Origin of the sequence: Bacteroides zhangwenhongii, assembly GCF_009193325.2 — a bacterium.
Classification (GTDB): domain Bacteria; phylum Bacteroidota; class Bacteroidia; order Bacteroidales; family Bacteroidaceae; genus Bacteroides; species Bacteroides zhangwenhongii.
Genome location: NZ_CP059856.1, coordinates 3640524 through 3665414 on the forward strand (window position 1 = coordinate 3640524; position 24891 = coordinate 3665414).

Below are 24891 nucleotides of genomic sequence, written 5' to 3' on the forward strand. Positions count from 1 at the left end.
ATTGTTTTTGACATTACAATTCCTAAATTGATTATCTTTGCAATTCAAACGGAAAAAGCTATGAATATATTATTTCTTATAGGGGGACTTATCCTCATTCTGCTAGGTGCCAACGGATTAACAGACGGTTCCGCCTCAGTAGCCAAACGCTTTCGCATTCCGCCTATCGTTATCGGGCTTACTATTGTCGCATTCGGAACTTCTGCCCCAGAACTGACGGTCAGCGTTTCTTCCGCTCTCAAAGGCAGTGCGGACATCGCTATCGGTAATGTAGTGGGAAGCAATATTTTCAATACATTGATGATCGTAGGCTGCACCGCCCTATTTGCCCCGATTGTCATCACCCGTAATACGCTCAGAAAAGAAATACCGCTCTGCATACTCTCTTCAATCATTTTATTGGTTTGTGCCAACGATGTCTTTCTGGATAAGGCATCAGAGAATATTCTAAATAGAGTAGACGGTCTGTTATTGCTTTGCTTTTTCGCCATCTTTATGGGATATACATTTGCTATCGCTTCCTCTGGTCCTTCCAAGCCTATAGCGGACAATGCACAGCCAGCCAAGCACTCCACCGAAGAAGAGGAAATCAAATCGCTCCCCTGGTGGAAATCCACTCTATATATCATCGGCGGTCTGGCTGCACTTATATATGGAGGACAGTTATTTGTCGATGGAGCCACTGGTATTGCCCGCAGTCTGGGAGTCAGTGAATCGATTATCGGCCTGACTTTGGTAGCGGGAGGCACTTCTCTGCCCGAACTTGCCACTTCCATCGTTGCCGCATTGAAGAAAAATCCGGAGATTGCCATCGGTAATGTAATAGGAAGCAATCTTTTCAATATCTTCTTCGTATTGGGATGCAGTGCAAGTATCACCCCGCTCCATCTTAACGGAATTACCAACTTCGACTTATTCACATTAGTAGGTTCCGGTATCCTGCTCTGGTTCTTCGGGCTATTCTTCGCCAAACGAACGATTACACGGATAGAGGGAAGTATCATGGTGGCTTGTTATATAGCTTATACATTAGTATTGATTTATAATACTTAAATAATATAACAAAAGACCTGATACTCTGCCTCATTCCAAGCAATCCTCCCCTCCTTAGACATAGAAACAGGAACAATACGAATATTTAAAGATTTCTTTCCCTTAGTATATCTGGCTGGAATTTCAAAATCATCTTCCAGCCAGCGTTTATAAGGATTGCTATCAGCTACATACCATAAACGTTCTATAACCTCTTCACCATCAACAAAAACACGTGCAGCTTGCCGGGTATCGTTTTGATCACTCAATCTACGCAAGCGCACTCCTTCATTTTGAGAAAGGATATTCACTCTGAAGCTACTACAGTTCTTGAACCGGACAACTTCTCCCATGCATAAAACACTGTCCTCTTTCCCTTCAAAAAAACTTTCCAGTTTTGTTTTCCGCACATTGCCCATAGCCTTATAAGAATGCTGTTTAATAGCATGCGGAGAACTCAAATTCAAACTATCGGTTTTCACCAACACACTTTTATCCTGACCATAATAAAAGATAGTACCCGAATGTTCCAAATACTGATTGTTATATTCTCCCGACTCTATTCCAAACTTTAACTCCGAATAGAAAGGATAACTATCACCAATACAAAAACGAGTCATAGACCAAGGATTATCCGGAAGACCGTCATACCCACCCATCGGATGTACTTCAGGTGGAGTCGGGAATCCCCAGCCATAACAAACATAACTTTCAGAACCGTCACTCTCAACTTGCGGTGTCCGTTTGCCGTCAATATATACACGAACATCCCCTTCGCAAGAAATAATATGCGAGCGTTCGGCATGACATGTGATATGAGCGGCAACCATTTTTCCTCTTCCTTGAATAGCAGCTATCGGACTATCTGTTCCTGCCACATGTTTTCGTGTATAATATGGTGTATTACGAAAGTATCCGGTATTAGATGTAGGATAAACCGAGCGGGAAACTGCTATTTCTGAAAATCCCAAAGAAACAGGAACGCCACTACGATTTTCAATCATTATCTTCACATGCTTCCAATATGGCATTGGAAAATAATTATAGAACCAACCGTCCGTGTTATATCCGGACAGTAAATAGTTAGTATCGTGAAAACCCAAAGAGTTACCTCCCAGACAAGCCAAAGGACAAGAAATGTCGGGTTGTTGATGAGCATCCCAAAACATATGAATCCACACATCCTGCAAGTGCTGCTCATTAATCGCCGGAAGATAAAATTTTAAAGACCCGATAACTCCCTCTCCTTTTTCATCCAATAAAGTAATACATTCGCCAGCATTGACCTTTTGTTCCGACTTTCGATGATATACCAATTGATCATCACACAAAAAACCGCTTCCCTGTTTTTTCCATAATTGTATCAAAGTATCATAATTTTCCTTCCCGGTAAATGTATTGATTCCATTGTCCGTATAAGTGTGGTATACAATATGTCCCCAACCTCCTTCACCTTTTGTTCTGTCATAACCTTCCAGTTTCACATCAGTGGTTACACGACAACCCTTGTTAAACGGCATCGGCACAAAGCTTCGTGCCACACGTATGGGTCCTCTTCCATTATCAAACGGACCAATATAGCTTTCAGCCAAAGGCTTAATAAAGGGCTCCTTCTCTCCGAATTCAGATAAACGTAAACTAAAACGAGGTGTTTCTTCTCCATCAAAATAAAAGCGAAAAAGCGGATCACTTGAACTCATATAGCGATGTTGTACAAGGTTATAAATACATCCCGGACCCTCGGCATCAAATATTACCCATTCTCCACGTTGATCCTGATAAAGGCTCCAATCCCAGTCGGCATTCTTTCCTCTTTTATCAATGCTACCTTCATAGTGGACCGAGGTTCCACGATCTAACAGGGGTAAAGATGCAATATCTACCATTCGGGATATACCATAAGATATACTATCGACCTGCCAACCCGGCTGCACTGTAGAGACTATTGAACCAGTTGCCAACAGTGACACAGCTCCGAAAACAACAAAACAAATAAAAAAAATACTTCTTTTCATAAGGTAATAAACATAAAGTAAAACATTAATTCTATCTATAAAATTTAATTCATAAAAGTACGGCAACTTATACAGGCATACAACTACTTTATTATCAAATCAATATACTATTTCAACCTTCAAGTTATCTGTTATCATATTTATTTTCCGACTTAATCCTTTTTTATATATATAATAAGGTAATGCACCCCTGTTCTAAATAAATAGTAAGAAAAGTATCAGTATATGATAACAAAGCACTTTTTTACATATTTTTTTTGTGCTTACTTTGCAACGTCCATCTTATATGTTATACCTAATTTATTATGAGAATGAAGAAAGTCATTTTGTTTACCACCTTATTTTCCATGATATCATTATTCGGTTACAGCAAAGACCCTGTAAAACAATGGGGACAACTACAAGTAAAAGGCAATCAACTATGTAGCCAAGCCGGAGAACCTATCGTATTAAGAGGAGTCAGTTATGGCTGGCATAATCTATGGCCCAGATTTTACAATAAGCAATCTGTAAAATGGTTGAAAAAAGATTGGAAATGTACCGTCTTACGTGCAGCAATGGGAACAGTTATTGAAGATAATTACATCGAGAATCCGGAATTTGCTCTAAAATGTATGAATAAAGTAATTAAAGCAGCCATCAAAAATGATATTTATGTAATAATCGACTGGCATACTTATTATCCACAAAAAGAAGAAGCGAAAGCATTTTTCTCAATGATGGCACAGAAATATGGGAAATATCCTCATATTATTTATGAAATATATAACGAGCCCATGGAAGACAGTTGGGAAAGCGTGAAAGAATATGCAACTGATATTATCTCTGAAATACGTAAATATGATCCTGATAATATTATTCTCGTAGGCAGTCCACACTGGGACCAGGACTTACACTTGGTAGCAGAAAGTCCTTTAAAAGGATTCGATAATATAATGTATACTCTGCATTTCTATGCCGCTACCCATAAACAAGGGCTACGGGATAGAGCTGAAGCGGCATGGAAAAAAGGTATTCCCATCTTTGTTTCAGAATGCGCAGGCATGGAATGTACTGGCGACGGCCCATTAGACATACCGGAATGGACCCGCTGGGTAGAATGGCTGGAAAGCAAAAAGATCAGCTGGGTTAACTGGTCCATTTCAGACAAGAACGAAACTTGCTCCATGATTCTTCCGCGAGCAAGCAAAAACGGAGGATGGGACGAATCTTTAATAAAACCCGCAGGACGTCAAAGCCGTAAGTTTATCCAACAATACAACTCACATATTTATAAAAATAAAGAATGATAAAATAATATCAGTTTTAGGCAAATAACGTCAATAATTTACATTCCTTATTTACTAGCTTTGCATTAATAAATTAATATACGAGATTTTATACTAAAGTTAATTTTAAATTTGATAAAAATGAAAAAGAATCTCTTTTCTTTTCCCCGCTCAAAAGTGCGGATGCTAAAAGAATCAAAAGGAGTCTGGCTCTTCTTGATTATGTTTTGGATGATAAATACAGCTGCCACAGCAGCAGGTATTGAGATTAAAGGTACTGTTACAGACAGCAAAGGTGACCCCCTTCCCGGAGTTAATATTGTTGAGCTAGGAGTTAAAAAGAACAATGGTACCATCACTGATTTAAACGGTAAATATACTATAACAGTAGAAAGCCCGAGATCTGTTCTTCAGTACACTTTTATCGGTTATAGAACAACAGAGGTCACTGTAGGGAACCGTAAAACAATCAACGTTTCACTCAAAGATGATACTAAGTCTTTGGATGAAGTAGTCGTTATCGGTTATGGTACAATGAGGAAAAAAGATTTATCCGGAGCCGTTTCCTCTATTAAAAGTGATGACCTGATGCTTGGTAATCCGACTAGTATTTCCCAAGCTTTACAAGGTAAGTTAGCCGGTGTACAAGTGAACCAGAGTGACGGTGCTCCCGGTTCAGGTGTAAGTATCACTATCCGTGGTGCCAACTCATTCTCTACAAATTCACAGCCACTTTACATTGTCGACGGTATTCCGTTTGAGGTAGGAGATACTCCAAGCAGTAAGGCAAATGAAGGCAATAACTCCACAACCAATCCTCTTTCATTAATCAATCCTAATGATATCGAATCAATTGATATTTTAAAAGATGCTTCTGCAACAGCCATTTACGGTTCTCGCGGAGCTAATGGTGTTGTATTGATCACCACTAAAAGAGGTCGTGCCGGAGACGCTAAGGTTGAGTTCTCTGCCAACTTCGGCCTTTCTAAAATAGCCAAAATGGTAAAAATGCTGGATGCTTACACTTACGCTAATTATGTAAATGAAGGTGTAATCAACGGAGCTGCTTATGACAATCTTCCCTATTCATACCTTCCTTATCGTGGAAAATGGAACTACCGTCGCGATGAGAACGACAAAATCGTTCCTAACTCCGGTAAATACTATGCTTCACCGGAAGATTATCTCAATCCGGGTTATCGCGAAGACGAATATGGTAATAAAGAATGGGTAGAGGGCACCAACTGGATGGACGAGATCCTACAAGATGCATTAACACAGGAATACAACCTTAGTGTATCGGGAGGAAATGAGAAAAGCAATTATGCATTCTCCGGTAATTACACAGATCAATCGGGTATCATCAAGAATTCCGGTTATGAACGTTTTGCTGTTCGTGCCAACATCGGAAGCCACGTGAAACCCTGGTTAAATACGGGATTAAATATCAACTTCACCCGTTCGTTAACTAAGTTTGCCAAGTCAAATTCTTATGATTATAGTATTATCCGTTCTGCCATGCTTTATTTACCGACATTATATGTAGGAGACAAGACAGAAGATGATTCTTATGCATGGTTGTCAGCCAATCCACGTACATACGTTAATACAGCTAAAGATGAGCTGAAATCAATCAATGTATTTACTTCCTCGTTTGCCGAGATTAAAATCCTCGATTGCTTGAAATTCCGTCAGAATCTAGGTATCAGTTATTCAGTAAACGATCGTGCAAGTTACTACAATCGTGAAACAGGAGAAGGTAAAGCCTCTAATGGACGTGCTGGTAAGAGTGACAATTTCTGGCAGAACTTAACAGCAGAATCATTGATTACTTTCGATAAGACATTCAACAAATTACATCATCTCAATGTAGTAGCCGGTTTCACTTACGAAAAATCTGATTGGGGTGGAAAAACAATGAACGCATCCAACTTCCCGACTGACATCACACAAGACTTCGACATGAGTCAGGCATTAAATATCGAGGCACCGGCCAGCTATCGAGGGCAAGCAGTTTTAGTCTCTTTATTAGGACGTGCCAACTACACATTCAAAGACCGTTATATCTTCACAGCGTCATTCCGCCGCGATGGTTCAAGCCGTTTTGCTCCGGGAAACAAATTTGCAAACTTCGCTTCAGGAGCGGTAGCATGGACTCTATCCGAAGAAGAATTTATCAAGAACCTGAATATATTCAGCAATTTAAAATTGCGCCTCAGCTACGGTCAAACAGGTAATCAAGCTATCAGCAGTTACCAGACTATCGCTTCACTTGCACCATCCAATTACCCTCTGGACGGGACATTAAGCAGTGGATTTGCAGGACAAACTTACAAAGGTCCTTTGAATGACAAACTCAAATGGGAAACAACCGACCAATATAATATCGGACTTGACATGGGATTCTGGAATAATAGAATTAGTTTATCTGCTAACTATTATTACAAGAAAACCAATGACCTGTTACAAAATGTATCTATACCGAACAGTACCGGCTATACTACCATGTGGACGAATTTCGGCCATGTCAAAAACAAAGGACTTGAGCTAACCGGTAAAATCGTTGCATTGGATAAAAAAGACTGGACTTTAGAATTCGACGGTAACATCTCCTTTAATAAAAACGAAATTGGAGGTTTAACAGCAGATCAATATGCCAACCAATTATGGTATAGCGCCAAAGAAGTATTTTTGCAAAGAAACGGATTGCCTATCGGAACAATTTTCGGCTATATAGAAGACGGCTTCTACGATAATATAGCAGAAGTCCGTGCAGATCCGATATATGCCAAAGCTTCTGATGACGAAGCCCGCAGAATGATCGGTGAGATCAAATATCTGGATAAAAACAATGACGGAAAGATAACATCAGAAGACCGTGCTATCATCGGTGATACCAATCCTGACTTTATTTACGGTTTGAATGCCAATTTACGATGGAAAAATCTGACTTTGGGATTGTTCTTCCAAGGGACTCATGGTAATGATATTTTCAACGGTAACCTGACAAATATCGGAATGAGCAGTATTGCCAACATCACTCAAGATGCTTATGACTCACGCTGGACACCAGAGAATGCAGCTAACGCCAAATGGCCTCGCGTCACTACTGCAATGACTCGTGATATGAAGCTCTCTGACCGCTATGTAGAGGACGGATCTTACTTCAGACTAAAAACGATCAACTTAAACTATAATTTCGGTTCAGTCATAAAAGGTATCAGCAACCTATCTGTTTTCGGAACAGTCACAAACGTATTCACGATTACAGGTTATAGCTGGTTTGATCCGGATGTAAACGCCTTTGGTTCTGACGCTTCCAGAAGAGGAGTCGATATCTTCTCATACCCGAGCAGCAGAACATATTCAATAGGTTTTAAATTAACGTTATAATCTCAAGAAATGATGAAAAAGAAAAATATATTCATATATCTGATGGCATCCACTCTCCTATTATCCGGAGCAGTAATGACATCATGCGAAAGTATGATCGAGGAAAAACCTTTCGACTTCATTGCCCCTGAAGATGTTGAAGATTCTGATAATGGTGCCGACATGTGGGTAACAGGAGTATATAATACATTACACGAAGCCATGTTCAGATACGGTAGTTTTCCACGTCCATTGGATTATGACTGTGACTATATCTCCGGCGCTGTATGGCAGTTCAGCCAGTTCGGAAGCGGTAACTTCCAAGGAGGTGACGGGCAGGCCGATATACTTTGGACCGGAATGTACTCTTTGATTAATCGGGCAAACATTGCAGTCTCTGAAATCAATAAGATGCAAAATGTATCAGAAGCATTTAAAAAGAATGCATTAGGAGAATGCTATTTTCTTAAAGCATGGGCATATTTCTATCTGGTACGCGCTTATGGAGCTATCCCTATTTATTCTGTCAGTGTAAACGAATCCGGACAATATACCAACAATCCGCGTATTCCGATTGCACAAGTATACACGGAAACAATCATACCTTTGCTTAAAGACGCTAAAGATATGATTTATAAAAACACAGATAATGGTTTTAAACCCGGAAGAGTCTGTGCTGCAACTGCAGCAGGTTTGTTAGCCAAAGTATATGCAACTATCGGCTCTGCTTCCACGGCTACCGGAGAACAGATAACAGTAAAGACCGGTGCACCGTTTGTCATGCAGAATGTAAATGGTACTATGACCAAAGTGTATACAGAACCTGTTCCGACAACATTCTCCAAGGATCAAGTTGCCGGTTACGAGAGCTTTTCTTCCCAAGAATATTACAGACTGGCCTATGAAATTGCGGGAGATATTATCGGAGGAGAATATGGAGCACACCAACTTGAGGACTATGATTTGATCTGGTCTCCTTCCGGCAAGACTTGCAGCGAGCATTTATTCAGCTTGCAAACTAAATCCGGAGACGAACTATATGGTACATTATTCAGCTCTCACTACTGTGGCAGACTCAATGCAGCAGGCAACATAGACAACAGCTTGACAGTAGGATGCAGAAAACACTGGTATCTATTATTTGAAGAAAAAGACTACCGTGTAGACAAAGGAGTGTTACATTGCTGGATACGCCAGAACTCCGATACCAGCTGGGGAGGCGGCTCATATTATCCGAATTTCGGAAAATGGCAACGTATGGTTGAAGCTAAAGAACCTCCATTCGATAATCCTAAAGTAACTTCCGGATGGAGATGTGACGAGGGAGGATCAGAACAGTTCTTTGCTTTCACGACTAAATACTCGCAACAGATAGCTGATCAGACACAGCCCCGTACGGATGCTAATTACCCATTCCTCCGCTATGCCGATGTTGTTTTAATCTTTGCAGAAGCAGCCAATGAATTAAACGGTCCGACAAAAGAATCGGTAGATGCTTTAAACGATGTCCGCACACGCAGTAACGCAACAGGCAAAGAATTAGCAAATTTCACCGACAAAGCCAGCCTGCGTTCCGCTATCCTTGAAGAACGTGCAATGGAATTAGCCTTAGAAGGTGATCGTCGTTGGGACTTAATACGCTGGGGAATTTATTTGCAAGCCATGAATGCTTTAGGCGGAATGGATGAGGCAAACAACGTAAAACAACGTTCCAGCAAGCATTTACTGTTCCCGATTCCGACTCTCGAAATCCTGACCAACCAAGGAATTAATGAAAATAATCCAGGATGGGATTAATCACTTATAACCATGTAAAAAAACAGATTATGAAGAAAATAAAATATTTTGCAATAATCGCAGCATCCATATTCGCTTTAACATCCTGTACGGATATTGTTGAAGTGGACGATCTGAAGGCCAAAGAAAACAAACCGTCAACAGGTGCTCCGAGTGTAGACAAAGTCGTTTTGGCAACAGACGCCGAATTTCCTATTGACGGGGCAAATTTCGAACAAGTAGTACGAATTGAAGGAACAAATCTCGGAGACATCACTTCACTGAAATTCAATGACATTGAAGTGGACAGCAAGGAGATCTATTCTACCTACGATATGCTTCTTGCACCTATTCCCCGTGCACTTCCTAAAGAAGTGTCAAACACGATTTATATCACAACCAAACATGGAGAACTTAGTATTCCTTTTGTTGTTTCCATCCCTGATTTAACCATCAACGGACTCAAGAATGAATTCACCCAACCGGGAGATACAACAGTTATTACAGGCGACAATTTCGACCTTTACGGCATTACCATTGAAGAAGCGATTGTCAATCTGGGTAACCTACCGGTTAATGTAATCGATGCAACCCGTACAGAACTGACAATAGAAATCCCGGCAAATGCCACTCCCAAATCAACCCTTACCATAAAAGGAGCAAACATGGATGAAGCATACAAACTCACATACATGGATCCGGGAGTATCTCAGCTTTTCGACTTCAACAATTGGCCGGGACTCGGTGCTTTTACGCATTCCAGCCACTTCCCTGATGCCCCGAAAAATTTTCTATGCGACGGCACATTAGAAGGACAACCGGAACCGTTAGTAGAAGGAGGAAAATATATCCGCTTCAATTATTCCGTGAACGCTTGGGGATGGATGGTCATGTGGGCCGGAACTATTACTGTACCAGCAGAAGTAGCTGCAGATCCCTCCTCTTACGATTTAAGATTTGAAATTTGTACTGGAGCTAAATTCCCAATATCAGCCCAGGCACGTATCATCTTAGGAGAGTATATATGGTATCCTTCCAAAGGCGGACTTCCAGTCAACACCTATGGTGGATGGCAAACAGTACGAATCAGTGCCGATACGGAAGCATTATTACCTAACCCTATCGATCCTAGTACCAATACTGCTTTCAAAATCGTATTTTCACCCGAATCTGCTCAAGATTTCGACTTAAGTATGTGTAATTTCAGATTTGTTCATAAGTAAAAATAAAAAGGGAACGCCTTTGTTTCGGCGTTCCCTCACCAACAAAAATGATTCGATTTATGCTAAAAGATTTATTTTCATTAGTTACAATTGTAGCACTTCTATTTTCATCCTGTTCTAAATCAGAAGAAGAAGAAAATGGTGATGACCCCCAACCCACCAAACAGACGGCTTATTTCGGAGTGAATCTGTCAGGAGCTGAATTTGGAAATGTATATCCGGGGGTAGATGGTACACACTATGGTTATCCAACAGAAAAAGACCTGGACTATTTCAAAGCCAAAGGCCTCTATTTGGTACGTTTTCCATTCCGTTGGGAACGCATACAACCCACAATGAATGGAGAACTAAATGCAACAGAGTTGGCAAAAATGAAAAAATTCGTCAAAGCTGCTGAAGATAGAAACATGCAGATACTCTTGGATATGCATAACTTTGGAAGATATTGCGTATATTGCGACGGACAAAGTTCGCAAAACAATCAGTATGCAATCATCGGTAATGCACGGTGCACTGTTGATAATTTCTGCGACGTATGGGAAAAACTGGCAAAAGAGTTTAAGGATTACAAGAATATCTGGGGATATGATATAATGAATGAACCTTATGAGATGCTCGCATCAACTCCATGGGTGAACATAGCCCAAGCCTGCATTAACGCTATCCGTACAGTAGATACTAAAACAACCATCATTGTCAGTGGAGATGAATTCAGCTCCGCCAGACGATGGAAGGAATGTAGCGACAACCTGAAAACTCTGACAGACCCAAGTAACAACCTGATATTCCAGGCTCATATCTATTTCGATTCGGATTCTTCCGGAAACTATGATAAAGGATATGATGAAGATGGAGCAACCATTCAAACAGGAGTAGCACGTTTGAAACCTTTCGTTGACTGGTTGAAAGAAAACAACAAACGCGGATTTGTCGGAGAATATGGAGTACCTGATACCGATGGCCGATGGTTAGATATTCTTGACTCAGCCCTCAAATATCTACAAGAAAATGGAGTGAACGGAACTTATTGGTCCGCCGGTCCGCGATGGGGCGATTATCCCTTATCTGTCCAACCGACCAACAATTACACTCAGGATCGTCCGCAACTGAATACGCTCCTGAAATATAAAAGTACGCAACAATAACCAGATTTAAATACTGTCCATGAGAACCCGATTCATCACTATCATCACTTTACTTCTATCTACACCAATGGTTATCGCACAGAAATCCATGGATGAGATAGACAGGAAAAGCTTTGCAGCAAAGCCTTCTCCCATAGAGGTAAAAGGTACACAGATGACTGAAACAGGTAATATTCCTCCAGTTGGAAATATACCTGCGGAGTTCTCTTTGGACGGAATCTGGCAACTGGCGGAAGGAGGAACAGAAAAAGAACGCTTGCATACCTCCTGGACAGATCAAATACCTGCCCGTGTACCGGGAAGTATTCATACCGCACTGGTAGAAAATAAAATCATACCCGATCCATACATCGGTCAAAATGATTCTATAGCGGAAAAACAATCTTATAAAACATGGTGGATGAAGCGGGAGTTCGAACTAAACTCCCCTTTATCTCACAGCATATTATCTTTTGGCGGAATTGCCAATAAATGTACTATATGGCTCAACGGAAAACTCCTAGGAACACACGAAGGAATGTTCGGAGGACCTGATTTCTCAATAGGTAAATATTTAAAGAACAAAAATACGCTCATAGTAAAACTTGAAGCCATTCCTCAAATGTTTTTAGGGAACTGGCCGCCCAACGCAAATGAAAGTTGGAAATATACAGTCGTGTTCAATTGCGTTTACGGATGGCATTATGCACAAATTCCGTCATTGGGAATCTGGCGAAGTGTCCAACTAAAAGAACAAGCCGCCGTAGATATAGACTCACCTTTCGTCGCCACTCGTTCACTCGATGGTCAAATGCGTCTGACGTTTGATTTACACGAACAATCATCTCCATTAAAAGGAGTATTATATGCTGAAGTATCTCCCAAAAACTTCAAAGGAATAAAACAATATTATCGTTTTGACATTAACAGCCGACGTAAACAAGAAACCTTGTCTTTGGACTTTCAAATCAAGGATCCACACCTTTGGTGGCCTAATGACAGAGGAGAACAAGCTCTATATGATCTTAATCTCCGTTTCATTCCACAAAAAGGAAAAACAGCTCATGTAAAAACATCATTCGGCATCCGGACGATTGAGATGAGGCCATTAACCGATGGTGCTAAAGAAGATTATTATAACTGGACATTTGTCATCAACGGGAAACCGATGTTTATAAAAGGAACAGGTTGGTGTACCATGGATGCATTAATGGACTTTTCAAGAAATAAATATGAGCATTTACTTCAGATAGCCAAAAGCCAGCACATACAAATGCTAAGAGCTTGGGGAGGAGGAATGCCCGAGACGGATGACTTCTACGAATTATGCGACAGATACGGAATACTGGTTATGCAAGAATGGCCAACAGCCTGGAATAGCCATAACACGCAGCCGTACTCTCTTTTAAAAGAGACGGTAGAAAGAAATACCAAACGACTCAGAAACCACCCTTCTCTTGTGATGTGGGGAGCAGGAAATGAATCGGACAAGCCATTCGGCCCTGCCATTGACATGATGGGACGACTAAGCATCGAACTCGACGGAACTCGTCCTTTCCATCGCGGGGAAGCTTGGGGAGGCAGCCAACACAATTATAACTGCTGGTGGGATAATGCCCACCTCAATCATAATTTGAATATGACCGCTCCTTTTTGGGGAGAATTTGGGATAGCATCATTGCCTCACATTGAGACAGTACACAAATATTTAGATGGGGAGAAAGAGGTGTGGCCTCCCCGAAGGAGCGGTAACTTCACACACCACACTCCTATCTTCGGAACAATGGGAGAAATGGGAAAGCTCGTTCAATACTCCGGTTATTTTATGCCGAAAGATTCGCTGGCTTCTTTCATTCTCGGATCACAATTAGCACAAGTAGTGGGAGTGAGACATACACTAGAACGGGCACGTACATTATGGCCTCATACTACGGGAGCACTTTATTATAAGATGAACGACAATTATCCCGGCGTCTCGTGGTCGTGCGTAGATTATTACGGCATCATTAAACCCATTCATTATTTTGTGCAAAAATCTTTTGCTCCGCTAGCGGCAGTTATGTTATTTGACCGTAGCAATCTCTCCAGCCAGGAAGTCAGCCTTCCTGTTTATCTGCTCGATGATTGCCAAGAACTGGACAAAAAACCTTATCAAGTGAAGGTATCTATATACAATGATCAACTAGACACTGTCGCCAACCATACGTTTAATGGCACCGGAGATGAGAATGTTGTAAAAAAACTAGGAGAAATCTATTTAAACAGAGAGCAAACCAAATCTACCATGTTGTTCTTTGTATTGGATATAGTGAAAAATAACCGGAGTATCTACCGGAATTACTACTTCACCAATTATGAAGTGCGCCCGGGCTCCATCTTATCAATGCCCCAGACAACCATAAAGACGGAACGTAGGGGCAATGCAGTGATTCTGACAAATACAGGAAAATATCCTGCCATCGGAGTACACATAGAAGTACCGGAGAAGATGGATCAACTCATCGTTTCGGAGAACTATATATGGCTTAATCCACAGGAATCAAAAAAATTAAAAATAAACTTGGAATCTCCAGTGATTGTAAAAGGCTGGAACCTCCAATAACCCTATTAAACAGAACATTATGAAAAAAGTTTTTATTTCGGCTTTTCTACTACTAAGCTTACTTACTCTAAATGGATGTAAAAGCAATCAACCTCCAGTAAAAGAGACTGGTGAACCTTATGGTGTCAACCTCGCATGTGCCGACTTCGGTTCATCTTTTCCCGGAGAATATAATAAAGACTATACTTATCCGACAGATCAGGACCTCGAATATTGGCACAAAAAAGGTCTGAAACTTGTCAGGTTACCATTTAAATGGGAACGGTTGCAACTGGATCTGAAAGGCCCGCTGAACCAACATGACCTCAATAAAATGAAAGAACTGGTCAGAGCTGCAGAAAAGCGGGATATGGTCGTACTTCTTGATTTGCATAATTATTGTCGCCGTTACATGAATAACGAACACACCCTTATCGGAAGTAACGGATTAACAATAGAAGATCTGGCCTCTTTCTGGCAAGCTATCGCTAAAGAATTCTCGACTTTCAAAAATATATACGGCTACGGGCTGATGAATGAACCACACGATCTGGCTCCCGGAACTAATTGGTTCGACATGGCGCAAGCATCCATCAATGCCATTCGACAGGTCGATACCAACACCCTTATCATGGTAGGCGGCAATGACTGGTCATCGGCAGAACGCTGGATTGAACAAAGCGATACACTCAAATTCTTAAAAGACCCTGCTAATAATCTCGCTTTTGAAGCGCATGTATATTTTGACAAAGATGCATCCGGTACTTATAAATATTCCTATGAAGAAGAGGGATGTTATCCGGAAAAAGGTATCGACCGGGTAAAACCTTTTGTCGAATGGATCAAACAAAATAATTTCCATGGCTTTATCGGAGAATATGGAATTCCCGACAATGATCCCCGTTGGAATGAAACTCTTGATTTGTTCCTGCACTATTTACAAGAGAACGGAATCAACGGCACCTATTGGGCAGCAGGTCCGTGGTGGGATACCTATTTCATGGCAATCACCCCTAAAGAGGGAAAAGACAGGCCGCAAATGCCCATAGTTGAGAAATATACGCATACTTTAAAGAAATAGAATCATGCTCAAACGACTCTCCATCTGCTACGTTTTATTCATTCTTTGTACGACCTGTGTTTCTGCTCAAGAAGACCGGTGGACAGGAAGTGCCACGAATCTATCAAAAGGCAACTTACGGGTAAATTCGTCCGGTCGCTACCTGGAATACACGGATGGAACTCCTTTTCTTTATCTGGGAGATACAGCTTGGGAACTCATCAGCCGTTTAAACGACAAAGAGACAGAACGATATTTGGAGAATCGCAGAGAAAAGGGATTTACCGTCATACAAACTGTAATTCTGGATGAATTAGACGGCATTAACACCTCCTCCAACGGAGTCCCCCAATTAATCGACGGTAATATCGACCAACCTTCCCCCGAGTATTTCGCCCGTGTAGACAAAGTAATTTCTCTGGCTGCGACCAAAGGTTTATATATAGCATTGCTGCCAACCTGGGGCGATAAAGTAGACAAACAATGGGGAAAAGGACCGGAAATCTTCACCCCGGAGAATGCGTATAGATATGGCAAGTGGTTGGGAGAACGCTATATGAATATGCCCAACCTGATATGGATAATAGGAGGTGACCGGAGTGGAGGCGGAAAAAACCGATCCATCTGGAACGCATTGGCAACCGGCATTAAAAGTATAGACCAAAATCATTTGATGACCTATCATCCGCAGGGTGAACACTCATCCTCATACTGGTTTCACGACGCTCCATGGTTGGACTTCAATATGTGTCAGTCCGGACATGCTCAACAGGATTTCGCCATCTATCAACGCATACTTCTACCCGACTTAAATAGGAAGCCACACAAACCATGTATGGATGGAGAACCCCGATATGAGAATATTCCGATCAATTTTAAAAAAGAGAACGGAAGATTCGGAGAGGATGACGTCCGCCATACACTCTACCAAAGCATGTTCAGTGGAGCCTGTGGCTATACATATGGTTGTAATGATATATGGCAAATGTTTGACACCGGACGCGAATCTAAATGTGATGCCGATACTCCATGGCATCAGGCTATGGACAAACAAGGAGCATGGGATTTAATTCACTTTCGCAGATTATGGGAGAAATTTGATTTTACTCAAGGGAAGAGCCAACAAAGCATTTTTGGCAATGCCTCTTTAGAAAAGACAAACTACCCCGTAGCCTTCGGCAACAAAGACTATATACTGGTATATCTTCCGCAAGGTGGGAAAAGAACCATCTATCTGCCTTCCATGAGTAGTCCCAAACGGACTTTAAAATGGATGAATCCCCGTAACGGACAAACCACATTCTACCAGTATACGACAACAGATACGATTTCCATATCCTCGCCTACAGAAGGAAAAGGAAATGACTGGGTTTTAATAATCGAATAACCAACTGATAAAAAATAACTATAGAATATGAAAAGTAACAGATTAGAAGAGCTGACACAGCACTATGAAGCTCTTATCACCCGGAAAAATGAGATATGCAATAACAATAACGGTATATACAGACGTTATCACTATCCTGTGTTAACAGCAGAACATGCACCATTAATCTGGAAGTATGATTTTGATGAGAAACAGAATCCATTCATGGAAGAGCGGATTGGCATCAACGCGGTAATGAATACAGGAGCAATCAAAATCAATCATAAATATTACCTTGTGGCACGTGTCGAGGGAGCAGACCGAAAGTCATTCTTCGCAGTAGCGGAAAGCGACAGCCCGGTAGACGGGTTCCGCTTTTGGGATTATCCGATAGAAATGCCGGAAACAGATGTTCCCGACACCAATATGTACGACATGCGCCTGACCGCACATGAAGACGGATGGATCTACGGCATTTTCTGTGCGGAACGTAAAGATACGAACGCTCCGGCAGGTGATTTATCGTCAGCAGTGGCCGTAGCAGGTATTGCACGAACAAAGGACCTGAAAACATGGCAACGTTTACCGGACCTGAAATCTCCAAGCCAGCAACGAAACGTTGTGCTTCATCCGGAATTCGTTAACGGGAAATACGCTTTATATACCCGCCCCCAGGATGGCTTTATCGACGCTGGTAATGGAGGAGGCATTGGCTGGGCACTCATAGACGACATCTGTCATGCCGAAATAAAAGAAGAAAAGATCATCAATAAACGGTTTTATCATACGATCAAGGAGGTAAAAAACGGAGAAGGGCCACACCCCATAAAAACCCCACAGGGATGGTTACATTTGGCACATGGAGTAAGAGGATGCGCAGCCGGACTACGCTATGTATTATACCTATATATGACTTCCTTAGAAGATCCGACACAGATTATAGCCGAACCTGCAGGTTATTTCATGGCTCCCATAGGAGAAGAAAGAATCGGTGATGTATCGAATGTATTATTCTCAAATGGATGGATTGAAGATGACAACGGAAAAGTTTATATCTATTATGCGTCTTCCGACACCCGTCTTCATGTAGCCGAATCAACAGTAAGCCAGCTTGTAGATTATTGTCTGCACACGCCGGCAGACGGTTTTCGTTCCATAGAATCCGTGAAACAGATCATTACTATGGTAAATCATAATAAGCAATACCTGAAACAATAAACGCACCACCATGGAAAACATAAAACTAAAAGAAAAAATCGGGTATGGATTAGGAGATGCAGCTTCTTCCATGTTCTGGAAGTTATTCACCATGTATCTATTATTCTTCTATACAGACGTGGTAGGTATCTCCTCGGCCGTTGTAGGAACAATGTTTCTCATCACACGTATCTGGGATACTTTCCTTGACCCGTTTGTCGGAATATTAGGTGACCGGACCAGTTCCCGATGGGGAAAATTCCGTCCTTACCTATTATGGGTGGCAATACCATTCGGTATCTGTGGCATACTAACCTTCTCTTCTTTCGGAGATAACATGACCACCAAAATAATATTTGCCTACGCCACATACACTCTTATGATGATGGTATATTCCTTAATCAATGTGCCATACGCATCTCTATTAGGAGTAATGTCTGCCAATCCTCAAGTACGCACAGAGTTTTCCTCCTACCGTATGACATTTGCGTTTGGGGGAAGTATTCTGGTATTATTCCTCATTGAGCCGCTGGTCGATATATTCAGTAAGATGAAAATAACAGAGAGCCTACCCGACATTGCTTTCGGCTGGCAGATGGCCGCAGTCGTATTCGCCATTATGGCCAGCGGCATGTTCCTGTTAACGTTTCTATGGACCAAAGAAAGAGTGCAGCCTATAAAGGAAGAAAAAGGATCACTCAAAGAAGACCTGAAAGATTTAGGAAAAAACAAACCTTGGTGGATACTTTTATGCGCAGGAATCATGGCATTAGTTTTCAATTCTCTCCGTGACGGTTCCGCTGTATTCTATTTTAAATATTATGTAGATGGTTCCGACACATTCTCCTTCTCATTCATGAACAGTGCCATCACACTCATTACTATTTACCTGGTATTAGGACAAGCAGCCAATATTCTCGGAATCATGTTCGTACCATCCCTCACCAAGAGAATCGGTAAAAAGAAAACGTACTTCATGGCTATGGTTTGCGCCACCATTTTAAGTGTGTTATTCTACTTTCTTCCCAAAGATTTTATTTGGGGAATTTTATGCTTACAGATTTTAATAAGTATCTGTGCCGGTATTATCTCCCCCTTGTTATGGTCTATGTATGCAGATATATCGGACTACTCCGAATGGAAAACCGGAAGACGGGCAACCGGCCTGATATTTTCTTCTTCATCCATGTCTCAAAAGTTCGGATGGACTATCGGAGGTGCTTTGACCGGATGGTTACTGGCTTATTTCGGTTTCAAAGCAAACGTGATTCAATCTGATTTTGCCCAAACCGGTATTTGTATGATGATGAGTATTTTCCCGGCCATTGCTACCATGTTATCTGCAATCTTCATTTCACGTTATCCGCTAAATGAAAAAAGATTATATGAGATATCAACGGAACTCGAAGAAAGAAGAAGAAAAAAATAAATTCATCACTAATCAACGAATCAATATGGCTCATATTCCAATTCGGTCCTATTTGTATTTACTACTTGGTACAGCCCTATTCTCATGTACGCCTCAAGAGCTAAAAACGCCATTTGAATTAAAATGTGAGAATATACCCGTTCCTATAGGAGTGGATACTCAAACTCCCAGACTTTCCTGGAAACTTCCGCTGCTAGAGGAAGATAGTATTAACAAAGTTGAAATATGGCTATCAACAGACAGTGCCCAATTATCAGACTGTCAGTCCGTTTATTGGAACAAATCCATCATAGGAGCTCCTATAAGAGCCTCCTATGATGGACAACCATTAGATTCATATACGACTTATTATTGGAAAATAGGCTATCAAACCTCCTCCAAACAGAAAACTACATTTTCCCCCATATCCTCCTTCACAACAGGATGTTTATCAACCAATGACTGGAAAGGGAAATGGATTACTGACGGACATGACATCACATACCGCCCGGCACCCTATTATAGAAAGAGTTTCCAATTAAACAAAACAGTCGAACAGGCCTTACTTACTATTGCATCGGCAGGCCTGCATGAACTTTCTATCAACGGAAAAAGGACAGGAAATCATTTCCTAGACCCTATGTATACACATTTCGACAAACGTATATTATCAGTCACTCATGATGTTACATCATCACTGTCTATGGGTGAGAATGTTATGGGAGTACAGCTAGGGAACGGATGGTATAATCATCAATCCATAGCAGTATGGTTTTTCGACAAGGCTTCATGGAGAAACTGTCCTAGATTCACTGCACAACTGCGTCTGCGTTACACAGACGGCACGACAGAATATCTGGGTACTGACTCAACCTGGCAAACAACTGACAGCCCAATTATTTTCAACAGTATCTATACAGCCGAACATTATGATGCACAAAAAGAATTAACAGGTTGGGACTCACCCGGATTCAACGCTACCGAATGGCATCATGCACAAGAAACCGAATCACCTACGGAAACAATCAAATCACAAGTTATGCATCCGATTCGTGAAACAGCCCGCTATACAGCAACTCAATGTAAAAAAATAAATGACAGCTGCTACGTCTACCATTTCCCCAAAAACATTGCAGGTGTCACCAAACTAAATGTGAAAGGGAAAAAAGGAACAATATTGCGCCTGAAACATGGAGAACTTTTAGACAAAAACGGCAGGGTAAACATGGCAAATATAGATTATCACTACCGGCCGACAGACGACAGCGATCCTTTTCAGACAGACATCGTCATCCTTAGCGGAAAAGAAGACAGCTTCATGCCCAAGTTCAACTACAAAGGTTTTCAGTTTGTAGAAATTTCGTCATCCGCTCCCATCGAACTATCCGGTGAGAATCTCATTGCTGTCGAAATGCACAGTGATGTTCCGGCAACCGGCTACTGGTCTTCATCATCCGACCTGCTAAATAAAATATGGGAAGCTACCAACAGTTCCTACTTAGCCAACCTGTTCGGTTATCCGACCGACTGCCCTCAACGGGAAAAGAATGGTTGGACAGGAGATGCGCATATCACCATTGAAACAGGATTATACAATTTTGACGGCATTTCCGTATATGAAAAATGGATGAACGATTTCTGCGATGAGCAAAAAGACAACGGAGTGCTCCCGTGTATCATTCCAACTTCTGTATGGGGATATGACTGGGCCAACGGGGTTGACTGGACAAGTGCCGTCGCCATTATCCCTTGGGAGATTTATCGCTTCTACGGAGACACCACACTACTCCGCCGTATGTATGAACCAATCAAGAAATATGTTTCGTATATAGAATCCATATCACCAGAATATCTTACAGATTGGGGATTGGGAGATTGGGTGCCTGTACGCTCAAAAAGCAATATCACCCTGACCTCTTCCATCTATTACTATACGGATGTCCATATTTTGGCAAAAGCAGCACTACTTTTCGGATATCCAGAAGATGCATCCTATTATAACACATTAGCCCAGAACATAAAGAATGCCATCAACACTCGTTTTCTCAATCCGGAAACTGGAATATACGCAGAAGGAACACAAACCGAACTGGCCATGCCATTATATTGGGGAATCGTTCCGGAAGAAGATAAAAAGAAAGTTGCCGCCAAATTACATGAATTGGTAGAAAAAGACGATTATCATCTGGATGTCGGCTTATTAGGAAGCAAAGCTCTACTTTCCGCCCTGTCAGATAACGGATATCCGGAAACTGCCTATAAAGTCGCCTCACAAGACACTTATCCTTCGTGGGGATATTGGATTAAACAAGGAGCTACCACCCTACATGAGAATTGGCGGACAGATGTCGTTATCGACAACTCATATAACCATATTATGTTCGGAGAAATAGGAGCATGGCTATACAAAGGACTGGGAGGGATTCAAATCGATGAAAAGCATCCCGGATTCAGATATATCCTGCTAAAACCTTTCTTTCCGGCAGATATGAATGAACTTACCATACGCTATAATACTCCTTATGGGTGGTTAAATATCAACTGGATTCGTCAAACTAATGACTGCATCCGTTATACAATCGATATCCCGGCAGGAACTTCTGCAACATTTGTTCCTTTTACAATGCAGGAATCCCAAAAATCGATAACTTTACAAGCCGGAAAACATTCACTTGAACTTGATTTCACACAACTATTAATCAATCAGCAATAATTATGTACAAAAGAATCATCTTATTTACATTCATTTGCCTGCTTGCTTTAGCAGGAGTAGCTCAAAATAAAGATACTTATACCATTTTATTATCCGGAGCATCTTTTGCCGAACCTAACAATAAGTGGTTTGAAATGGGATGTCGTGCCCTTCACGCCATTCCTATCAATCGTGCCATAAGTGCAGAATCTATAGCCCACACAGCCAATAAAATGCTGGACGGCACCCTCTATACTCCGGAAGAGTTTGACGACATTGATGTCTTCGTCCTAATGCAAGTACATGAAAAAGACGTATATAACGAAGCAAACTTAAAAGAGAACTACAAAGATTATAAAACTCCTTTTGACGCTTCCGACTATGCCGTTTGCTACGATTATGTCATCAAGCGTTACATATCAGACTGCTATAACCAGAAATACAATCCCAAATCCAAATACTACAATACTCCTTACGGAAAACCGGCCTCCATTGTCTTATGTACTCATTGGCATGACAGCCGTCCGATATTCAACACTTCGGTCCGGAAACTGGCAGAGAAATGGGGATTTCCGGTAGTGGAGTTCGACAGATACATCGGATTTTCCAAAAACCGGAAACACCCGGTTACAGGCAAACAATATAGCCTAATCTACACAGGTGATTCACAAGAGACTCATGGAGAAGTATTCGGATGGCATCCACCTCACGGAGAACATTCATTTATCCAACAACGCATGGCTGCAATCTTTGCCGATACGCTTCGTAAGATTCTGCTCCCCAAAGAATACATTAATAAATAATCATCAGATACTCACAGGATGAAAAAACTTCTATCATTAACAGTCTGCTTGCTACTTGCCCTATCACAAATGATGGCACAGCTTTCCGTACCTTCTTTCTTTTCAGACCACATGGTGCTGCAACGTGAGAAGCCGATCAATATATGGGGAACTGCCAATGTCGGCGAGCGAATTAGCGTAACATTAGGAAATGCCCAAAAGAGTACCCGAACCGATAAAAATGGGAAATGGTCAGTCAGCTTCCCCCCTATGCAAGCCGGTGGACCGTATACTCTAAACGTGAGAAGTCCCAAACAGACTTTATCATTTGCTGATATCCTAATCGGTGAAGTATGGATCTGTAGCGGACAGTCAAATATGGAGTTTCGCCTTCGTAGCGCTAATCACGCCACCGAAGAAATTGCAGCTGCCAATTACCCTCAAATCCGTTCATTCAACGTAATTCAAGAAATGGGACACACTCCTAAAACCGACTTAAAAGGTAAATGGGAAGTATGTTCACCCGCCTCCGCTTCTGATTTTTCAGCCGTCGGCTATTTCTTTGCGCGTGAACTATACCAAAAGCTCAATATTCCTATCGGATTCATCAACTCCTCATGGGGTGGCACAGATATTGAAACTTGGATTAGCATGGAAGTTATGGACCATTTCCCAAAATACGAGAAGCCATTGTCCCGTATGCGCTCTTCTGAATTCGAAGAATACATCAAACACAGCGACAAAGTCAAAAAGGAATTCGAACAAGCCATCATAAACGAGCCGGGAGAAAAAGAGAAATGGTATTCGGGAAACACCTCTACAGAAAACTGGAAGGAACATATTGTTCCGTCATTATGGTCAAATGAAGAGTTATCCGGTATAGATGGAGTTGTATGGTTTACTTATCAGTTTTCCATACCGGCCAACTGTTTAGGACAGGATGCAGAATTGAGTCTCGGTACCATCGATGACGATGACATTACCTGGGTTAACGGACACGAAGTAGGACGAACGGTAGGATATGACCTGAAACGTCTATACAAGATCCCGGCAAAAGTATTAAAGGAACAGAATACCATCACTATTAAAATATCCGACTATCGTGGAGGAGGCGGACTATATGGTCCTAAAGATGAAGTATATCTGAAAGTCAACAACCGGATTTTCCCTTTGTGTGATAATTGGAAGTATAAAGTAGCAGTATCGAGTGCGCAATATGATTATGTAGAATACGGTCCTAATGCTTTTCCTTCTTTACTGTTCAACGCAATGATTCACCCGTTGGTAGGTTTGGGGATGAAAGGCGTTATCTGGTATCAGGGAGAAAACAATGCTGCCCGCGCCAACGAATACATTGATCTATTTCCGGCTTTAATTAAAGACTGGAGAAGCAGATGGAATAGCGAATTCCCATTTTATTGGGTTCAATTGGCAAACTTCATGTCTCCGGCCAAACAGCCTTCCGAGAGTCATTGGGCAAACCTGAGGGATGCACAGTCAAAGACACTGGCCTTACCACATACAGGACAGGCTGTCATTATAGACATCGGTGAAGAAAATGACATCCATCCCCGTAACAAACAGGATGTAGGTAAACGGCTTGCCTTGCACGCTCTTCACAATGATTACGGATATAACTCTATTGTTTGCACCGGTCCGGTATTCCAGTCGGTAAAAAGAATCGGAAATACATTGGAGATCACTTTCGACACTTGTGAAGAGAAGCTAGTGGCTCATAATAAGTATGGCTATTTATCAGGATTCGCTATTGCCGGTACAGATGGAAAATACCAATGGGCACAGGCTAAAATAGAAAACAACAAAGTAATAGTATGGAATACAGAAATACAACAACCGGTTTCCGTACGCTATGCTTGGGGAGATAACCCCGATGATGCAAATTTATACAATTCTGCAAATCTACCGGCTTCCCCGTTCGAAGGACACATCAGCCAATAAACGATATACAAAAAGCAGACAGAAAATACCGGTAAT

Annotated in this window: 15 protein-coding genes; 14 read left to right on the forward strand and 1 reads right to left on the reverse strand. The window is 41.5% G+C overall.

The features are described from left to right. Window positions 1-60: 60 nt before the first annotated feature. Entirely contained in the window at window positions 61-1053 is a 993-nt protein-coding gene (locus GD630_RS14615; RefSeq protein ID WP_143868856.1) for a calcium/sodium antiporter, read from the forward strand. Here the strand turns inward: GD630_RS14615 and GD630_RS14620 are convergent. Next, window positions 1050-3047, reverse strand: coding sequence for a DUF2961 domain-containing protein (locus GD630_RS14620; protein ID WP_143868854.1), 1998 nt, complete (start codon window positions 3045-3047; stop codon window positions 1050-1052). The two genes, GD630_RS14615 and GD630_RS14620, sit on opposite strands and share 4 nt — an antisense overlap. Window positions 3048-3358: 311 nt before the next feature. Between GD630_RS14620 and GD630_RS14625 the strand changes: the two genes are divergently transcribed. The 13 genes from GD630_RS14625 (at window position 3359) to GD630_RS14685 (ending at window position 24855) form a co-directional block, all read left to right on the forward strand. Further along, a complete protein-coding gene (locus GD630_RS14625; RefSeq protein ID WP_143868893.1) occupies window positions 3359-4336 on the forward strand; it encodes a glycoside hydrolase family 5 protein in 978 nt (325 codons plus the stop codon). 120 nt (window positions 4337-4456) lie between these two features. After that, window positions 4457-7708 (forward strand): SusC/RagA family TonB-linked outer membrane protein, encoded by a 3252-nt coding sequence (locus GD630_RS14630; protein WP_143868852.1) that lies wholly within the window; start codon window positions 4457-4459, stop codon window positions 7706-7708. 12 nt (window positions 7709-7720) lie between these two features. Then, window positions 7721-9484 carry a RagB/SusD family nutrient uptake outer membrane protein gene (locus GD630_RS14635; protein ID WP_143868891.1) on the forward strand — a complete coding sequence of 588 codons (1764 nt, stop codon included), beginning with the start codon at window positions 7721-7723 and terminating at the stop codon, window positions 9482-9484. Between the two features lie 29 nt (window positions 9485-9513). Further along, a complete protein-coding gene (locus GD630_RS14640) occupies window positions 9514-10686 on the forward strand; it encodes a glycan-binding surface protein (protein ID WP_143868850.1) in 1173 nt (390 codons plus the stop codon). 59 nt (window positions 10687-10745) lie between these two features. Next, a complete protein-coding gene (locus GD630_RS14645; protein ID WP_143868848.1) occupies window positions 10746-11831 on the forward strand; it encodes a glycoside hydrolase family 5 protein in 1086 nt (361 codons plus the stop codon). 19 nt (window positions 11832-11850) lie between these two features. After that, window positions 11851-14412, forward strand: a complete 2562-nt coding sequence (locus GD630_RS14650) for a glycoside hydrolase family 2 protein (RefSeq protein ID WP_143868846.1) — start codon at window positions 11851-11853, stop codon at window positions 14410-14412. A 19-nt stretch (window positions 14413-14431) separates the two neighbouring features. Further along, window positions 14432-15472, forward strand: coding sequence for a glycoside hydrolase family 5 protein (locus tag GD630_RS14655; protein ID WP_143868844.1), 1041 nt, complete (start codon window positions 14432-14434; stop codon window positions 15470-15472). Window positions 15473-15476: 4 nt separating this feature from the next. After that, a complete protein-coding gene (locus tag GD630_RS14660; protein ID WP_143868842.1) occupies window positions 15477-16838 on the forward strand; it encodes an apiosidase-like domain-containing protein in 1362 nt (453 codons plus the stop codon). A 27-nt stretch (window positions 16839-16865) separates the two neighbouring features. Beyond that, on the forward strand, window positions 16866-18035 hold the full coding sequence (locus GD630_RS14665) for a glycoside hydrolase family 130 protein (RefSeq protein ID WP_009001139.1): 1170 nt from the start codon (window positions 16866-16868) through the stop codon (window positions 18033-18035). Window positions 18036-18045: 10 nt separating this feature from the next. After that, entirely contained in the window at window positions 18046-19443 is a 1398-nt protein-coding gene (locus tag GD630_RS14670; RefSeq protein WP_143868840.1) for an MFS transporter, read from the forward strand. Further along, window positions 19400-22135 (forward strand): alpha-L-rhamnosidase, encoded by a 2736-nt coding sequence (locus GD630_RS14675; protein WP_143868838.1) that lies wholly within the window; start codon window positions 19400-19402, stop codon window positions 22133-22135. Before GD630_RS14670 ends, GD630_RS14675 begins: the two co-directional genes overlap by 44 nt. Before the next feature lie 2 nt (window positions 22136-22137). After that, window positions 22138-22917 (forward strand): DUF5040 domain-containing protein, encoded by a 780-nt coding sequence (locus GD630_RS14680; protein ID WP_143868836.1) that lies wholly within the window; start codon window positions 22138-22140, stop codon window positions 22915-22917. Between the two features lie 18 nt (window positions 22918-22935). Further along, window positions 22936-24855, forward strand: coding sequence for a sialate O-acetylesterase (locus GD630_RS14685; RefSeq protein WP_143868834.1), 1920 nt, complete (start codon window positions 22936-22938; stop codon window positions 24853-24855). Window positions 24856-24891 lie beyond the last annotated feature (36 nt).